This window comes from Sunxiuqinia rutila (assembly GCF_050589705.1).
GTDB classification, from domain to species: domain Bacteria; phylum Bacteroidota; class Bacteroidia; order Bacteroidales; family Prolixibacteraceae; genus Sunxiuqinia; species Sunxiuqinia rutila.
The window spans coordinates 18,216-35,005 of record NZ_JBNGOT010000018.1 but is presented as its reverse complement, the minus strand read 5'-3'; the positions used below and the strand labels follow the sequence as shown (position 1 = coordinate 35,005).

The window sequence follows — 16,790 nt, the reverse complement described above, 5'->3', positions numbered from 1 at the left end:
CCGGAAAGCTCACAGCGTCAGGTTTTCAATTTGTTCTTTAATTTCTTTCAGGAACAGGGTGGCTTCGCCGCCATCCAGCGCCTGATGATCGTAGGTCAGTGAAAGCCCCATCATCGGCACAAAACCATACACACCGTCGCCTAAATCCTTTGGACGGGGAACAATGGTGCAGACCCCCAAAATAGCCGTCTGTGGCAGATTAATAACCGGCGTAAACAACTCAACCCCATAATTACCCAAATTGGAAACAGTAAAGCTGGCCGCTTCAGGCTTCAGCAACTCAGGATCAACATTGCCTTTGCGGCACTGCCCGGCTACAGTAGCCAGTTGCGACGAAAGCCCTTCAATGGAAAGGTCGTCGGCATTTTTAATGGCCGGCACCATCAAACCACGTTCGGTGTCTACAGCCAGCCCAAGGTGCACTTTCTTAAACCAGCGCATGCTGTCGCCAATAAAATGTGTATTCACCTGCGGGAACTTTTTCAACGCCTGAATCACTGCAAAGCAAACCATATCATTGATGGTAATATTTTGAGAAACTTCTCCAGCCTCCAGTTTCTTTTTAAAGGATTTCCTCAGTGCCATAATCTGACGGGCATCGGCACTCATGTGGTGGGTGAGCTGGGCCGAATTCTGCAACGACTGATGCATGGCTTTAGCAATCAGCTTGCGAATATTGGTCAGCTTTTTCACTTCAAAGTCATCCCCATAAACCGGGTTGTACGAAATCAGGTTTTCAGCTGCTGCACGACCGCCCAATCCCGTGGTTTCAGCAGCAGGAGTTAAGCCTTCAGCTTTTGCTTTTTCCTGAGCCAAGGGAGTGAGCTTGGGCAAAGCCTCCGCAGCCCCTTCAATATCCTGCGCAATGATGCGACCATAAGGCCCGGAGCCTTGTACCTGTTCATACGGAACCCCCAGCTTCTCGGCCATCACTTTGGCCCGGGGCGAGATTTTCACGTTGCCTTCAGGCTGCCCGCTTAACACCACCGGTTTTTCTTCGGTATCCGGAATTGCTTCGACTTCAGGAGCCGTTTCTGCCTCGGCGGCAGCATCAACAGGTTGTTCTCCCCCCGGACGAAATTCATCCACACTTTCGCCACGTTGACCCAAAACAGCCACATTAATCAATACAGGAACTTCGTCGCCTTCTTCAAAAAAGACAGCCAGAAGTTCTCCGTCCTCTTTCGCTTCTTCCTCAAACGAAGCTTTGTCCGTTTCATAGGAAAACAGCAAATCACCTGCTTTCACCTGATCGCCTACCTGCTTGTACCATTCTCCGATGATGCAAGTCTCTACAGATTGCCCCTGGCGAGGCATAATTACCGGAATAGCCATATACGTTTATTTCACTTGTTAATACATAAGTTCGATTTCTCGTCCATTCACAGCCATACACAACTACCACAGCACATGGCTTTGACAAATTTACGGTTGTAAACTTACATCATACAACTTGTAATTACAAGTTGAAATTAAGAATTTAAATATTTTTCTTACTTTTGATTTTCATTCAACAAGCTATGGTGCAAGAACTCCGAATTCCGCAGTACAAAAAATTATACGAAATTCTGCGTAAGCATATTCTCTCCGGCGTTTATGAAGAAGGCAGCTTACTTCCTTCGGAAAATGAACTGTGCGCGGTTCACAACATGACACGCCCAACAGTGCGCCATGCCCTGGAAGCCCTGGTGCAGGATGGCTTCATTTACAAGAAACAAGGCAAAGGAAGCATTGTCCAAAAGCCTCCTCAAGACATTGGTATTTTATCGATATCCGGTACATCATCGGCTATTGGGAAACAATACCTGCAGACACAAATTCTGCAAAAACCCACGATTAAAGCCTGGCCTACGCCTTTCAACTTTGACCTTTCGGAAGCGGAAAAGGACTTTGGATGTATTTACATGGAACGACTTCGTTTTGTGAATGAACAAGCTGTATTTTACGACATCAACCACATTCCCAACATCAACCTGCCGCGCTTTACCAGCCGAACATTTGAGAACAAATCACTCTTTGACATTTTAAGAGGACACTACCAGATTGAAATTAAAGGAGGCGAGCAAAAGCTAAAAGCCATTAAAGCAGATGATAAAATAAGCCAGCTGCTGAATATCAAAAAAGGGGAACCGGTACTTTATGTCGAGCGGAAACTATCGACCAACCGCGATGGTTTTCACATCTACTCCACCATCTACTTCAACTCGGAGAAGCACGCGATTTTCGGTAATTTCTAGCACAAAGAGGCAAGTCAAAAATCTCGATCCTTTATACAAAAAGAAAGGTGGACATCCGTGCATCCACCCCTAGCTGCACATAAATCTCTTGAGAAGAGACTGGATATCCACCAAAAAGTCTTTGATTACAAAGTTAATGACAATTTCATAAAATCTTAACTATTATACAACACCTAATCAGCAGTCTTTTTTTGCGCTTAAATCAACAATATGTACAACAAGAGATGCCGTCACAAGCCCCATAAAACACTAGCTATCAAAAACAAAACTTCCTATCCACCCCAAACGTATTATTTCATAAAATCTGACGATTAATATTTATTCATTTCTTGCGCATAAATATTCACCACTTTCGTCTAAAACCTAAATTTTGAGAAAAAAAATTTTAATCTTTGTGTTTCAAAACACAAAACTTTTAATGAATAAAAATCAGACTATGAAGGTTTTAAAATTTGGAGGAACATCAGTTGGAAGCGTTGAAAATATGAACGCTGTTATGAACTTAATTACTGATGGAAAAAAAAAGCTGGTGGTTCTGTCCGCGATGTCAGGAACGACCAATGCTTTAGTTGAAATTTCTGACTACTTACACAAGAAAAACAAGGACGTTGCACGAGCTCAGATCGGTAAGCTCGAACTACAATATAAGGAAGTTGTTTCCAATCTTTTCAAGGAAGAAGCCCGAAAAAAGGAAGGCCTGCAAATCATCAAAAAATGCTTCGAAACGATTCGTCAAGAAGCTAGCGGAGCATTTGACCAGACCAACGAACAAGCCATTCTGGCGCAAGGAGAACTCATGTCAACCGGCCTGTTCACCCAGCTTATGCTTGAAAACGGATACAACACCAAGCTTTTGCCTGCGCTCGACTTCATGCGAATCGATGCAGAAAAATCAGCCGATCTGCATGCCATTACGGTCAATATTGAAAAAGTGATGAAAGAAGTTGGCGATGCCGACTACTACATTACCCAAGGTTTTATTTGCCGCAACGACAAAGACGAAATCGACAATCTGCAGCGTGGTGGATCAGACTACACCGCATCCTTGATTGGGGCCGCTCTATATGCCGAAGAAATCCAAATCTGGACCGACATTGATGGGTTTCACAACAACGACCCCCGCTATGTTAGCAACACCAAAAAGATCGAACAGCTATCGTTTAACGAAACCGCCGAGCTGGCTTATTTCGGAGCCAAGATTCTGCACCCGCAAACTGTTCTTCCGGCCAAGTTGCACAACATTCCGGTTCGCCTGAAAAACACCATGAACCCAAGTGATCCGGGCACACTAATCACATCAGAAACCAGCGGCAGTGGCATTAAAGCGGTGGCAGCCAAAGACGGCATTACAGCCATTAAAGTTCGTTCCGACCGTATGCTTATGGCTTATGGTTTCCTGAAAAGTATTTTTGAAATTTTCGAGTTTTTCAAAACGCCAATCGACATGATCTCCACATCAGAGGTAGCCGTTTCGCTGACCATCGACAACACCAGCAAACTGAAAGACATCCTGAAAGAGCTTAAAGAATATGGTGAAGTTTTGGTTGACGAAGAGCAAACCATTATTTGTATTGTTGGTGACATCATTGGTGAAGAGCGTGGTTTTGCATCAAAAGTATTTAATGCCTTGGAAGGCATTCCAATTCGTATGATTTCTTACGGTGGAAGCCGTCACAATATCTCCGTTTTGGTTCCTACAGCCTTCAAGCAAAAAACATTGCAGGCCATAAGCGACAACCTGCTGGAGAACTAACAACATTAAGTTACCAATTACCAGTCGGCTCCAAAAACGGGAGGTGAAGCCCTACAATAAACCACCTTCAACTTTGGAGCCGACTGCGTAATTAGCTACGCCTCTCAAGCTTCACATTCAAACGCCATTTTTTTTAGGGCACCTCAATTTCAATAAGCCAAGCAGTTCTCCTCCCATTCCTCAAAAAAAATCACGCGAAGGCCTTCCTTCGGCCTACAACAAGCGCATTCAGGCAAAAATGCTCCTTGTTATTAACTTTTTCAGCATTTAATTCCGCTTTCATATTGATTATCAACAAAAAGAAAATCGAAAATAATTCATTTATTTTCCCCATTTTATTTTTTTTAAAGCAAAATTAGTCTACATTTGCCATTCACATTTTTATTTTAATACTGATTATGAACATTTTTGTAGGAAACCTCAATTACGCAATTACTGAAGATGATATGCGTGAGATCTTTGAGGAGTATGGTGAGCTGACTTCTGTAAAGTTAATCACAGACAAATTTACTGGTAGAAGTAAAGGATTCGGATTCGTTGAAATGGCTAATGCTGAAGAAGCTCAAAAAGCGATTGAAGAATTGAACGGTGCAGAAGTAGAAGGACGCTCTATGGTTGTTAATGAGTCTATCGAGAAAAAGAGAGACAACAACCGTGGCGGCGGTGGCTTCCGTGGTGGCAACAACCGTGGCGGTGGCGGCGGTTACGGCCGTAGAGACAACAACTTCAGATCAAACTACTAATTAGGAGCTTGATTATGAAAGGTACTGTAAAATGGTATGACGCAACCAAAGGTTTTGGATTTATCCTGACCGAGGACAACAAAGACATCTTTGTTCACCGTTCTGGTTTAGCTGATGCCTACGCTGGTCTTGACACTGACGAGACTGTAGAATTTGAAATTGGTCAAGGAAACAAAGGACCAATTGCAACGAACGTAACTAAAGTAGACTAATTCTGCGATTGGAGCGGGTACTTTTCGAAGTCAGCTCCTTCAATTAACGATATTTATCACTACTTGTATTATTAAAAGCCTGGCTTCGGTCAGGCTTTTTTTATTTAGTACGTCCATGATTTTCCAAAAATAAGCAATAGGCAATTGCTCTTCAGAATACTTCTACAAAGCAAACCGGAAGATCAAAAAACTAAAAAGACACAGCTAAATTGCAATTATTTCGGTGGGTGCGTGCCTGGAGGTTAACTCAATCCGATAGGTTTGGCTAAGGCTTTCAAAAACCGCATAGGCCTTCTCCGGCGTATTGTTCTCGCCTGAAAGGTGACTCAGCAGGATGGTATGCAACTGTTCCCCGGCATGCTCCTTCAATAACAAACAAGCCTGTTCGTTGGACAAGTGTCCCCTATCAGAAGCCACGCGCTGTTTCAGGTAATAAGGATACGGGCCATTCATCAGCATATCGTCATCGTAGTTACTTTCCAGAAAAACAGCATGACAGCGGGCAAACTCAGCTTTCACACGTTCGCAGGCTTCTCCAATGTCAGTCATCACACCAACATGTTTGCCGGCATAGGAAACCCGAAAAGAACAAGCTTCCACTGCATCGTGTTGTTTGGAAAAGGGTAAAACGGAAAACTCGCCAACCTGAAATTCTTCATTGGGTTCAAACCAGCGGGGCGTTTCAGGCCGGACAGCCTTACGCATGGCCAAAAACGTTTTTTTAGTAAGGTACACCGGAATCCCCATGCGCTTGCCCAACACGCGGGCACCCCGACAATGATCGCTATGCTCATGCGTGATCAGAACTGCCTTCAACTTGGAAGGATCAATCTGTTTCTGCTCCAACCGAAGTTGAATTTGCCTGGCCGACAAGCCAGCATCAACCAAAACCGCTTCTTTTTCATTCCCCACATAATAGCAATTTCCATTGCTTCCCGACGCCAATGCACAAATTTCAAGTTGACTCACGTTCAATTTTTTATTTCAGCAATAATTTGCTCTGGTAAAATCTGATCTCCTTTTAAAATACATTTTGCCTTTTCGTAAAATGGCCGACGAACAGCCATCGCATTTTCGATAAAGGCCAGCAACTCCTCATTGGATTTCCCTTTGATGAGCGGACGTTCTGTTTTTGATTGACTCAGCCGGTCGGCCAACGCTGCTGTTGGCACATCTAAAAAAACACACAACCCGGCTTGGTTCATCAGCTCCATATTATCAAAAAAACAGGGAGCCCCACCTCCGGTAGCAACAATAACCCGGTCAAAATCGGCAACTTCCATCAGTGCTTTTTGTTCCTTTTTTCGGAATGCCGTCTCCCCCTCTTCTGCGAAAATCTGTGGGATCGACTTAAAGTATTTTTCCTCAATATACTTGTCCAAATCAACAAACGGAATATTCAACTGCTCCGAAAGCTTTCTCCCCAAGGTTGATTTTCCACAGCCCATATATCCGATCAAAAATACTTTCATCAAAACAGTGACATTTGATTTTTATCGTCTTCTTCCTCTTCGTCCGTAGGCTTCACTTCAAAAGGCACATCGTCCGAAACTTCTTCCGGTTCGATATCCGAAGCCGGCTTATCATCCTCATCCTTCACAACTGGTTCAATCTCGGTAATATTCTCAACCTCGTAATTAGTCAACCGCTTGCCTCGCGCTTTGTACGATTTTACACCAATAAACTCGGCCACCTCAATAATTTCATTTTCCCGCGCCGAATTTTTTCCGCCAAATTCAATCTCCAGACGGGGATAATGCACCCAAGTTAAGCTAACCAGCTTGCTGTCGGGATGATCACCTATAAAGCTGATGCGTCGTCCCATGGTTTCGTCTATTTCAAAACGCTTAACGTAGTAATATTCCTGCTGGGCATCGTAATACACTACCGATAATATCTTGGCATGGTCAAACTTCTCAATCACCAGGATGTCCGGATCAAAATGATTTGACAAGTCGAAGTTATACAACTGATACTCTCCGTTCTTGTAAAGAACCAAAATCTTGTCTTCCCCCTGGAACTCGCCCAGGAACTTACCTCTTGAATCGGAATTAATCCTCAACACATCCGGGTCAAACCATATTTTCCGTCCACCAAGGGTCGAAACCCCTTTTTCCTTCAGGCTGATTTTGTGCACATCGTTCTTCGTCAGGATATTCCCCATGGCTCCACGGCCTTTAATGGCCAACTCGCCAAAGTCCACTTCAAAGTTGAGTTTTTTCAGGCGTGCCTTATGTTTCAGGGTAACCCGCAACACTTCGGCTTCGCCATTGGGGTTGGCACTGAAATACCAAATTCGGGAGCCCGCTGTTCCTTTAGTCAGGTCATATTCTTTATCACGGGTCATGCCGGTAACGGCAAAACGTTTCATGTAGAACGTTCCTTGTCGTCCATCACGATAAACCACATTGTAAATCGTCCGTTTATCGTTTCTTTTGAATACGCCAAGGTGCTGAATGTTTTTGCCCACAAACGCTTTTTCCGACACTTTGGTCACGAAATACGTTCCATCTTTCCGGAAAACAATAATATCGTCCATATCGGAACAATCACAAACGTATTCGGCCTTGCGCAAACTTGTTCCCATAAAGCCTTCTTCCCGGTCGAAATAGAGTTTTTCGTTGGCAACAACCACCTTACTGGCTTCGATGCTTTCAAAACTTCGGATCTCCGTTTTGCGCTCCCGTTCCTTACCGTACTTATCTTTTATCCGTTGGAAATATTCAATCGTAAAGGGAACGATGTTTTGAATTTTCCGGATGATTTCTTCAATTTCATCTTCAATCGACTGAATATGATTGTTGGCCTTATCCGTATTGAATTTAAGGATACGCGCCATGCGGATTTCCATCAACCTCAGAATATCATCCCGCGTTATCTCCCGCTTCAGCTTAGGCTTCCATGGTTCCAGCCGATGATCAATATGAGCCACCGCCTCGTCCATATTTTCGGCCTGCTCAAACTCTTTATCCTTGTAAATGCGTTCTTCAATAAAAATCTTCTCCAAAGAGGAAAAGTGCCAGGCTTCTTCAAGCTCCCCCTTGCGGATCTCCAGTTCCAGCTTAAGCAAAGCCAACGTTTGATTCGTGTTGCGTTTCAAAATATCGCTCACGCCAATGAAAAGCGGCTTATCATTTTCGATAATACACGCGTTGGGTGAAATGGAAACCTCACAATCAGTAAAGGCATACAAGGCATCGATGGTCTTATCAGAAGATACTCCGGCGCCAAGATGCACCAGAATCTCCACCCGATCAGAAGTGTTGTCATCAATGCGTTTTACTTTGATTTTATTTTTATCGTTGGCCTTAATAATCGATTCGATTAGGCTTGAAGTGGTCTTTCCAAAAGGCAGTTCTGTGATGGCCAAAGTTTTGTTGTCCACTTTCTCAATCTTGGCACGCACCTTTATAGCTCCTCCGCGAAGTCCGTCGTTGTAACGCGAAAAATCGGCCGATCCGCCTGTTGGAAAATCCGGAAAAATTTCAAATTCCTCTCCCTTCAAATAGGCGATCGAGGCATCAATAAGCTCATTGAAGTTATGAGGAAGAATTTTCGATGCCAACCCAACTGCAATTCCTTCTACACCTTGGGTTAACAACAAAGGGAACTTAACAGGCAGAGTAATGGGCTCTTTCTTCCGCCCATCATAAGACAATTTCCAGTTGGTCGTTTTGGGATTGAACACTACATCGAGGGCAAATTTTGACAAACGAGCCTCAATGTAACGTGGAGCAGCTGCCCCATCGCCGGTTAAAATATTTCCCCAGTTTCCCTGGCTGTCAACCAGCAAATCTTTTTGTCCCAGCTGAACCAGAGCATCGCCGATAGAGGCATCACCGTGTGGGTGATATTGCATGGTTTGCCCAATGATGTTGGCCACTTTATTGTACCGTCCATCATCCATCTCGCGCATAGCGTGCAAAATACGTCGTTGAACGGGTTTCAATCCATCATTGACATAAGGCACTGCACGTTCTAAAATAACATATGATGCATAATCAAGAAACCAATCCTGGTACATCCCTGACAAGTAGGTAATGCCATCACTTTTATCAGCCTGCTGACTATCTTTGTTTACTTCCTCTTCTGCCACAACGATTTTATTATAGGTAAAACTTTAGGTTCAATCAATCACGCGAATGAATTACACTTCGTCTTTTTCCACATAGAGGTTATCGATGATAAACTCCTGCCGGTCCGGGGTATTTTTCCCCATGTAAAAATCAAGCATCTGCGAAACAGATTCATGTTTTTTCATTTGAACGGGCTCCAGACGAATATCCGGACCAATAAACTTCTTGAATTCATCGGGTGATATTTCCCCCAATCCTTTGAATCGGGTAATTTCTGGCTTGGCTCCCACCGCTTTTACGGCCGCCAAACGCTCTTCTTCGGAATAGCAATAAAAGGTTTTCTGCTTATTCCGAACACGAAACAAGGGGGTTTGAAAAATATAAAGGTGTCCTTTTTTGACCAACTCCGGGAAGAATTGCAAAAAGAACGTGATTAATAACAAGCGAATATGCATACCGTCCACATCGGCATCGGTGGCGATAATAACCTTGTTGTAGCGCAAATCTTCCATGCTCTCCTCAATATTCAGAGCAGCCTGCAACAAGTTAAATTCCTCATTTTCATAGACCACCTTTTTGGTCATTCCATAGGTGTTCAGCGGTTTTCCACGTAAACTGAACACCGCTTGCGTATTCACATCGCGCGACTTGGTAATCGATCCACTGGCCGAATCTCCCTCGGTGATAAAAATCGATGATTCGCTTTTGCGCTCATGGTTTTTGTTGTAATGAATTCGACAGTCGCGCAATTTTTTATTGTGCAGGCTCGATTTTTTCGCCCGTTGCTTGGCCAGTTTTTTGATCCCGGAAATAGCCTTTCGCTCACGCTCCGACTCCTGAATTCGTCGCAGCAACACCTCGGCCACCTCCTGATTTTTATGCAGGTAGTTGTCCAGTTCCTTCTGAATAAAGGAGACCACATGGTTACGCACGCTGGGGCCGTCAGGGCCAATGTCGCGTGATCCTAATTTGGTTTTGGTTTGAGATTCAAACACAGGCTCTTCCACCTTGATGCTGATGGCCGCAATGATGGATGCCCGGATATCGGAAGGATCAAAATCCTTTTTGTAGAAATCACGCACCGTTTTCACAATGGCTTCACGAAAAGCGACCAAGTGGGTTCCTCCCTGCGTGGTATGCTGCCCGTTTACAAACGAATAATAGTCTTCGCCATATTGATTGCCATGGGTAAGAGCCGCTTCAATATCTTCGCCTTTCAGATGAATAACCGGGTAAAGAGGCTCGGCATCCAGATTTTCTTCCAGAAGATCTTTCAGTCCATTCTTTGACTGAAACCGTTCTCCGTTGCACAAGATGGTTAATCCGGCATTCAGGAACGAGTAATTCTTCATCATGTTATCCACATAGTCCTTCTGGAAGCGGAAACTTCTGAAAATATCTCCATCCGGCACAAAGGAAACCATTGTTCCATTGGGTTCCTCAGTTGTTCCCAGTTCTTTCTCCTCAACGACCTGTCCTCTTGAAAAAGCAATCTCTTTGACCTGTCCTTCCCGAAATGCCTTGATGACAAAGCTGGTCGACAAGGCATTCACCGCTTTTATACCAACTCCGTTCAGTCCAACTGATTTTTTAAAAACTTCCGAGTCGTATTTGGCCCCGGTATTCATTTTCGAAGCAACATCAAGCAGCTTGCCCAAAGGAATTCCACGTCCAAAATCGCGTACACTTACCAACTCGTTTGAAACATGAACTTCGATTCTCTTACCAAAGCCCATCATAAACTCATCAATTGAGTTATCCATGACTTCTTTTAGAAGCACATAAATTCCATCGTCAGAGGCAGTTCCATCACCCAGCTTTCCGATATACATTCCGGGACGCTTCCGGATATGTTCCTGCCAATCAAGCGTTCTTATCGAACCTTCATCGTAATTAGGAGTCATACTTATTGCTATTTGTCACAAATATAAAGAAAACAAAACACCCTTGAAGTCCCTCGATTTTGTCAATAATTAACAAACCACGGTTGAAAACTTCCTTGGGAGGCCAAGTTTGTAAAAATAGTCATAAACCTTGATCCTTTGCTTAAAAAGTCATTAATTCATCGCTATTTACTTTCACTCTTAATTAGGATTTAACGGTTAGAAACAGCGCCGGTCGGTGTTTTCAGGCAATAAAAAAGCTGTTGAAAAATCAACAGCTTTCTATAAATAAAATTTAAATTCGACTATTTGTCTTCCATCCAGGAAGTGAACATCCAAAAATATTTTTCGGTCTGCTTTACCATTGAGTTTACCAAGTCAATGGTGGACACATCTCCCAAATCATTGGCCGTTTCAAGGACATTAATCATTTGCGACAACAAAATCTCGAAGTCACTCAGAATTTGTCCAACCATCTCTTCGGGGCCGGGAATTCCCTCGGGTTCCTGAATTTTGGAAATGGTCAGGTATTCCTGTAAGGTTGCCGTTGGGTGGGCTCCAAATACCCGCACCCGCTCAGCCAAATCATCAATGTTCACTTTGGAAAAATCGTATAATTCCTCGAACTTCTCATGCAAATCAAAAAAGTCTTTGCCGGTTACATTCCAATGAAAATTGCGTAATTTCTGGTAATGGACATGGTAACTGGAGATTAAACGATTGATTTGCTCGATCAGTTCTGAGGTATCTTTTTGGTTAAATCCTAGTCTTACAAATGTTTTTTCTTTTGTTTCCATGGTCTTCCTCTTTCGCTTTTAATGAATTCGTTATTTCAGGTTTTCTTCGTGATAGACCAATACCGGTCGTTTAAAATGAGTGAGCACATAATGTGTTTCCGATGAAGAAAACAGGTCAGCTAAAAAGCCTTTTGTTTCTTTCATGATCACAAGGACGTCTGGTTTTTCATCTTCCAGGTATTTTTTCAATCCCTCGCGTACATTTTTCTCATGCGAATGGGCAAAGTTCAATTGAAATCCCTCGATACTTTCCTTGGTCATGGTTTTAAATCCGGTCCATTTCAAAATCGATTCAAAATTGGTGGATTCCAGGTTGTGAAAAACGGTCAGACTGCGTTGGCTCAGGCCTTCTGTCAATTCTTTCAAGTGGCGCATGGCCTTAAAATCTTCGGGGTGAAAGGCTGTAGCATACAAGTATGTATTGATGCCCGCCGTAGGAGTATCGTCGGGAAGAATTAAAACCGGGCAAGCTACTTTATCAATGATATTGGGATAGTTGATTGCTCCGGTGTCCAGTCCGGAATAGCTGTTGTAATTGCTCATTAGCAGCAAAACATCTTTCTCTTCCTCTATCGTTTTATTAACAACACTCAACCGGTCATTCTCCACCACATCCAGCTCATAAGGAACGTTTTGTGGGTGAAGCTCCAGGTATTTTGCCACAATGCTTTGCATTTCTGTTCGGGCTTGTTCAAAATCTTTTCTCAATGTTTTCTCGGCCACGCGGAGGCTAGCATCAATATTAGAGCCTGTTGGCTCAATAAAAGCACCGCTTCCCATCCAATTAAAGTCCAGCACATAGCTTATTTTAAGTTTTCGCTGTTGCTGGTTACTTAAGTTGAAGCCCGAAAAAATGAGGGGTTCCATATTTTTTGAGGTATCCAGTAGCAATAAATTTGTTTTCATGACTTTTTGATTTGAGTTCTATTGTTGCAGGGCAATCATCGTAAAATGACAACTAACCCTTATTTTATTTTGTCGTTGATTCGGGATCCGCTTCTTTTTGATGTTTTCGATGTCGAAAAAACAACTGCAGGGCAATCTTTAAACCTGTTTCAAAAGCCAGGTTCTTAACATACCCTGTAAAGGCTTGTATCGCCTCGCCGGATTGATCTTTCAATTTATCTTCCAAATAGCGCGACTTAAAGCGTAGGTTCTGTCTTTTCAGTTTCAATTCACGCATGTTTCTGATGTCCTTCATAATTCTACCTCCTCTTCTTCATCGTCAAACAACAAGGAGGAATACTTTCTTAAAACCAGCGAGGTAACCAACTGTTTTTTCAGTAAGGCAAACAGGACAACAAGCACAACAAGCACTCCGATGACAAGCAGCAAACCTGTCAGATAATCATGATAAACCTGCCCATACCAGGCAACAAATGCAGCAAAGCAGAAAAACACCACCATTGCTACACCCGTAATCAACACTAGGGTGCTGATAAAATAACTTGTAACCTGGGTTACTTTGCTAAGCACCGAAAGCTTCAACAGCTCAATGCGTGTCTGAACATACTTCTTTGTAACTTCACTCAGTTCATTGACATTATCTGATAGGTTTTTGCTCATAAGATTAGAGAATTTTAATGATTAGCTTACTTTCCACCGGCATCTGCCTGCGCTTTGGCTTCTTTTTTAACTTTCTCTTCCACTTCGTTTGTTTTCTCCTTGACCTGATCGATCATTTCATTAACCTGATCTTTCAAATGGTCAACTTTTTCTCCGATCACATCGGTCATGTCTTCAGATACTCGCTTCACTTTTTTCTGGATTTTCTTTCTTGTTTTTTCACCTTTTTCAGGGGCTAATAAAACTCCGGCTAATGCTCCAGCGGCAGCACCGGCAACAAATCCCAACAGGGCATTTCGTGTTGCTTTACTCATGGCTTCATTTTTTAATGGTTAATAATTAAGTTATCTAAATAGACGTCTTCCACTTATCCGACGTCCGCGTATTTGTGTTATTATCACGGGTCGTTGTTATTCGTCCGGACCGCATTCGGGAATTGCTTCCGCGGATGGTCTGTTTATCTTTAGCTGAATACGACTTGGAATTCAAATAAAGATTCATATTCTCAATTCGTTTCTTCAGATTCCTCATGATTTTTGTTTTTCAGCATTTACTTACAAAAGAGAAAAAACCATTCCAAAAGGCCCAGCCAACAACCTCACCCCACCATTTACTGAATAACAAGAGCTTACAAACATCTCCCATCAAACAAACGGCTTTAAAGAAGTAGAATATGTTCCACAACTTGTGGAAAAACCTTATCAAGAGTTAAGCCTTGGGAAAATCAATTCATTAACCTAAGGAGAAGGCCAGGCAGCCCATTCCTCTATTCGAAGTTGTCCTACAAAGTGCAGGCTTGCGGAAATGCACCTGATTAACGTGAGTGAAAACACCTTGGTAAGCCGGTTCGTAAACAGAAGCAAAATCTCAGCACCGAGAAGCTGAAGAAAATGATGCAAATTTTTCGACCACCGACAGAACAGGTAGGAACACCAAGGGCTATTGAAGGTGTTTTTGCGAAAGATTGGAAAGCAAACTGACTACCCCATACACCAGGGCAAAAGCCCCAATAACCGTAGCCAGCGTTAATCCGCTGCGTAAAGGTTCGAAGATAAGCACCAACCCAAAAGACAAGGCAATGACGCTGCTGAGAAATAAGCCCCAATTGGTGATGCCGGCTCTTCGCAAGCTTGTAAACGAAAAAGCCATAAGCAATCCCCCCAATAAGGCCCAAATGGCCAGCAGAATAACAAAGAATGAAATTGTTCCACTAGGGTTATACAAAATCAGGAGCCCGATACCAAGATCAAAAATTAGCTCGAACACAAAAGAAGAGCGTCTTGGTCGGTTTTTGGAAAGCAGCAAAACAAGGCCCGACAAGGCTCCTTTCACCAAAAGGAAAGCGGCAACAAAGCGGGTAATGGACAGCAAGGTGAAACCCGGAAAAAACAAAAGCGCTACTCCTAAAAGGATCATGACAATCCCTCTCACATAGCTCAATGATGATTTGTCGGACAGTTGAAAATTCATCGTGATCAGTGGTATTTAATTTATATTACAAGTCTTCCTTCAATGAGATTCTGTCTGCGCTTACAGCTCAGCCCACTAAATCGACTTGAGAGGTTCATTCTAAAAACAGCAACTTCAGCTATAAAATTAAACGAAAAAAAAAGTTTGCTGCAACGCCTATCGGCTGAGCGGATCAATGGGCAAAAATATCCACAAACTAATGAGGGGAATCATCCACACCTCTGCCGGCAATCAACACTTCAATTAAATCAGCCGAAACCGGTTTCTTCAAATAGGCACTCACAAAGGGATATTGCATGGCCAGGTCCCGGCTTTTCTTGCTCCCTGAACTTGACAGGATAAAGACTTCCGGCGTTTCAATATTGGCAACAAGCTCCTCAAAGCTATTCAAAAACGTTATGGCATCCATATCGGGCAAGTGAATGTCTATCAACACATAATCCGGGAATTTTTCAAACAATCCTTCTTGCTTAAGTTGTTTCAGGTAACTTAACAGGCCGGCTGCTTTTGAAAAACATTGGACCTGTTTTTTCAAGGTCTCCTGACTCAGGCTTCCCCCTTTCACGCCTAGACAGTCCTGATTCTCGTCCACAATGGCTATTTTCTTCAATAAATTTGATTGGCACATTTTGCATCCTCCTCAATGCCCCCAATGTTCAATATCCATTCCAAAGAATCAGGCGCACACTAAATCTCAATTCCGTATTGCTTGATCTTGTTGTACAATGTTTTTCGATCAATTTTCAGCAGTCGGGCTGCTTTCGACTTATTGTACCCGGCCTCTTCAATGGTTCGCAAAATAAGCTGTTTCTCAAACTCAGACGAGGCATCTTTCAATTTGGATTCGCCAATTTCCACCGTTTCACTCTTCACTTCCGATTCCGATGGGTAAACAATATCGCGCGGCAGGCAGTCTTTTGTGATCTCCGTACCGCCTGACAGCAAAGTGGCCCGCTTAATCACATTTTTCAACTCCCGAAGGTTCCCGTGCCACGGGTATTTTTGCAAAATCAACTCAGCATCCGGCGCTATTTGTTCTACCTGCAAGCCCAACTCGTCATTGGAGGCCTGCAGAAAGTGATTGGCAAAAAACAAAATATCTTCTCTCCGCTCCCGAAGCGAAGGCAGGTTAATTTTAAACTCATTCACCCGGTGGTATAAATCTTCCCGAAAACGGTTCTGGCTCACTTCATCCAACAAATCATCGTTGGTAGCCGTAATAATGCGCACATCAACCTTCTGTGATTTGTTTTCGCCCACCCGCGAAACGGTACGTTCCTGCAGCACACGAAGCAAACGTACCTGAATGTCATAAGTCAGATTCCCAATCTCATCCAGAAAAAGGGTCCCACCGTTGGCCTGCTGAAAAACCCCTTCCTTATCGCGAACCGCGCCGGTAAACGATCCTTTGATATGCCCAAACAGCTCGCTGTTGGCCAGATCCTTCGGAATTGCCCCGCAGTCGAGTGCCACAAAAGGCTTGTTGTTACGCTTGCTGTGCTGATGAATAAACCGGGCAATATACTCTTTGCCGGTTCCGGTTTCCCCTTGAATAAGCACAGACATATTGGTTGGTGCCACACGCCGCGACAAGTTAATGACCGAACGCATATTATCACTCTTGCCCATCACAAAGTCACCATCGGTGTAAATGTGATCATCGGCCTGCGCGCTCTCCTTTTTCTCGTCGGTTAGTTTTTGCTTGACAAGAGCCAGAATCTCCTCGTGCTGCAAAGGCTTGGTGATGTAATCTTCAGCTCCCATTTTCATCAGCTTCACCGCCTGGCGAACATCGGCATAAGCGGTAATAATAATCACGATGGTGGATCGGGAAATCGCTTTGATGCGTTGCAGCAATTCCAGCCCATCGGTGTCAGGCAACCTAAAATCACAAAGCACCAAGTCGAAGGTTTTACTCTTGACCGCTTCCATCCCCTTTCTGCCTGAAAAGGCTGTTTCCACCTGGTAGCCGTTACTTGTCAGTTGCTTTTTCAGAATTTCGCAAATAAACGTGTCGTCATCAATGATTAGTATCTTACTCATAGGTTCTGCT

Annotated in this window: 17 protein-coding genes; 4 read left to right on the top strand and 13 right to left on the bottom strand. The window is 43.4% G+C overall.

Annotated elements, in window-relative coordinates; all coding sequences use genetic code 11:
- Positions 1-9 precede the first annotated feature (9 nt).
- Positions 10-1,335, bottom strand: coding sequence for a dihydrolipoamide acetyltransferase family protein (locus tag ACRD6K_RS17705; RefSeq protein WP_430974351.1), 1,326 nt, complete (start codon positions 1,333-1,335; stop codon positions 10-12).
- 185 nt (positions 1,336-1,520) lie between these two features.
- Here ACRD6K_RS17705 and ACRD6K_RS17700 point away from each other — a divergent pair, with 185 nt between their 5' ends.
- The 4 genes from ACRD6K_RS17700 to ACRD6K_RS17685 all read left to right on the top strand — a co-directional run bounded on the left by ACRD6K_RS17700 (position 1,521) and on the right by ACRD6K_RS17685 (position 4,945).
- Positions 1,521-2,237, top strand: coding sequence for a GntR family transcriptional regulator (locus ACRD6K_RS17700; protein WP_430974350.1), 717 nt, complete (start codon positions 1,521-1,523; stop codon positions 2,235-2,237).
- A gap of 436 nt (positions 2,238-2,673) precedes the next feature.
- Positions 2,674-3,990, top strand: coding sequence for an aspartate kinase (locus ACRD6K_RS17695; RefSeq protein WP_299582779.1), 1,317 nt, complete (start codon positions 2,674-2,676; stop codon positions 3,988-3,990).
- 398 nt (positions 3,991-4,388) lie between these two features.
- Positions 4,389-4,733 (top strand): RNA-binding regulator, encoded by a 345-nt coding sequence (rbp, locus tag ACRD6K_RS17690; RefSeq protein ID WP_299582782.1) that lies wholly within the window; start codon positions 4,389-4,391, stop codon positions 4,731-4,733.
- Between the two features lie 14 nt (positions 4,734-4,747).
- Positions 4,748-4,945 (top strand): cold-shock protein, encoded by a 198-nt coding sequence (locus ACRD6K_RS17685; RefSeq protein ID WP_299582785.1) that lies wholly within the window; start codon positions 4,748-4,750, stop codon positions 4,943-4,945.
- A gap of 204 nt (positions 4,946-5,149) precedes the next feature.
- Here the strand turns inward: ACRD6K_RS17685 and ACRD6K_RS17680 are convergent, their stop codons facing one another.
- The 12 genes from ACRD6K_RS17680 to ACRD6K_RS17625 all read right to left on the bottom strand — a co-directional run bounded on the left by ACRD6K_RS17680 (position 5,150) and on the right by ACRD6K_RS17625 (position 16,780).
- Positions 5,150-5,914, bottom strand: a complete 765-nt coding sequence (locus ACRD6K_RS17680; RefSeq protein ID WP_299582788.1) for an MBL fold metallo-hydrolase — start codon at positions 5,912-5,914, stop codon at positions 5,150-5,152.
- 2 nt (positions 5,915-5,916) lie between these two features.
- Positions 5,917-6,417: a shikimate kinase gene (locus ACRD6K_RS17675; RefSeq protein WP_299582791.1), complete on the bottom strand. Its 501-nt coding sequence runs from the start codon at positions 6,415-6,417 to the stop codon at positions 5,917-5,919.
- Positions 6,417-9,041, bottom strand: a complete 2,625-nt coding sequence (locus ACRD6K_RS17670; RefSeq protein ID WP_430974349.1) for a DNA gyrase/topoisomerase IV subunit A — start codon at positions 9,039-9,041, stop codon at positions 6,417-6,419. Before ACRD6K_RS17670 ends, ACRD6K_RS17675 begins: the two co-directional genes overlap by 1 nt.
- Positions 9,042-9,092: 51 nt before the next feature.
- On the bottom strand, positions 9,093-10,925 hold the full coding sequence (locus ACRD6K_RS17665) for a DNA topoisomerase IV subunit B (RefSeq protein ID WP_299582797.1): 1,833 nt from the start codon (positions 10,923-10,925) through the stop codon (positions 9,093-9,095).
- Positions 10,926-11,209: 284 nt separating this feature from the next.
- Positions 11,210-11,701 (bottom strand): Dps family protein, encoded by a 492-nt coding sequence (locus tag ACRD6K_RS17660; protein ID WP_299582800.1) that lies wholly within the window; start codon positions 11,699-11,701, stop codon positions 11,210-11,212.
- Between the two features lie 30 nt (positions 11,702-11,731).
- A complete protein-coding gene (locus tag ACRD6K_RS17655) occupies positions 11,732-12,607 on the bottom strand; it encodes a universal stress protein (protein ID WP_430974348.1) in 876 nt (291 codons plus the stop codon).
- Between the two features lie 64 nt (positions 12,608-12,671).
- Complete coding sequence (locus ACRD6K_RS17650) at positions 12,672-12,902, bottom strand: hypothetical protein (RefSeq protein ID WP_299582806.1); 231 nt, start codon at positions 12,900-12,902, stop codon at positions 12,672-12,674.
- Positions 12,899-13,267 carry a phage holin family protein gene (locus ACRD6K_RS17645; RefSeq protein WP_299582809.1) on the bottom strand — a complete coding sequence of 123 codons (369 nt, stop codon included), beginning with the start codon at positions 13,265-13,267 and terminating at the stop codon, positions 12,899-12,901. Before ACRD6K_RS17645 ends, ACRD6K_RS17650 begins: the two co-directional genes overlap by 4 nt.
- Before the next feature lie 26 nt (positions 13,268-13,293).
- A complete protein-coding gene (locus ACRD6K_RS17640; protein WP_299582813.1) occupies positions 13,294-13,581 on the bottom strand; it encodes a YtxH domain-containing protein in 288 nt (95 codons plus the stop codon).
- Positions 13,582-14,206: 625 nt separating this feature from the next.
- Positions 14,207-14,737, bottom strand: coding sequence for an HdeD family acid-resistance protein (locus ACRD6K_RS17635; RefSeq protein WP_299582816.1), 531 nt, complete (start codon positions 14,735-14,737; stop codon positions 14,207-14,209).
- Between the two features lie 196 nt (positions 14,738-14,933).
- Positions 14,934-15,347: a response regulator gene (locus ACRD6K_RS17630; RefSeq protein WP_299582819.1), complete on the bottom strand. Its 414-nt coding sequence runs from the start codon at positions 15,345-15,347 to the stop codon at positions 14,934-14,936.
- Between the two features lie 77 nt (positions 15,348-15,424).
- Positions 15,425-16,780 carry a sigma-54-dependent transcriptional regulator gene (locus ACRD6K_RS17625; protein ID WP_299582822.1) on the bottom strand — a complete coding sequence of 452 codons (1,356 nt, stop codon included), beginning with the start codon at positions 16,778-16,780 and terminating at the stop codon, positions 15,425-15,427.
- Positions 16,781-16,790: the final 10 nt, after the last annotated feature.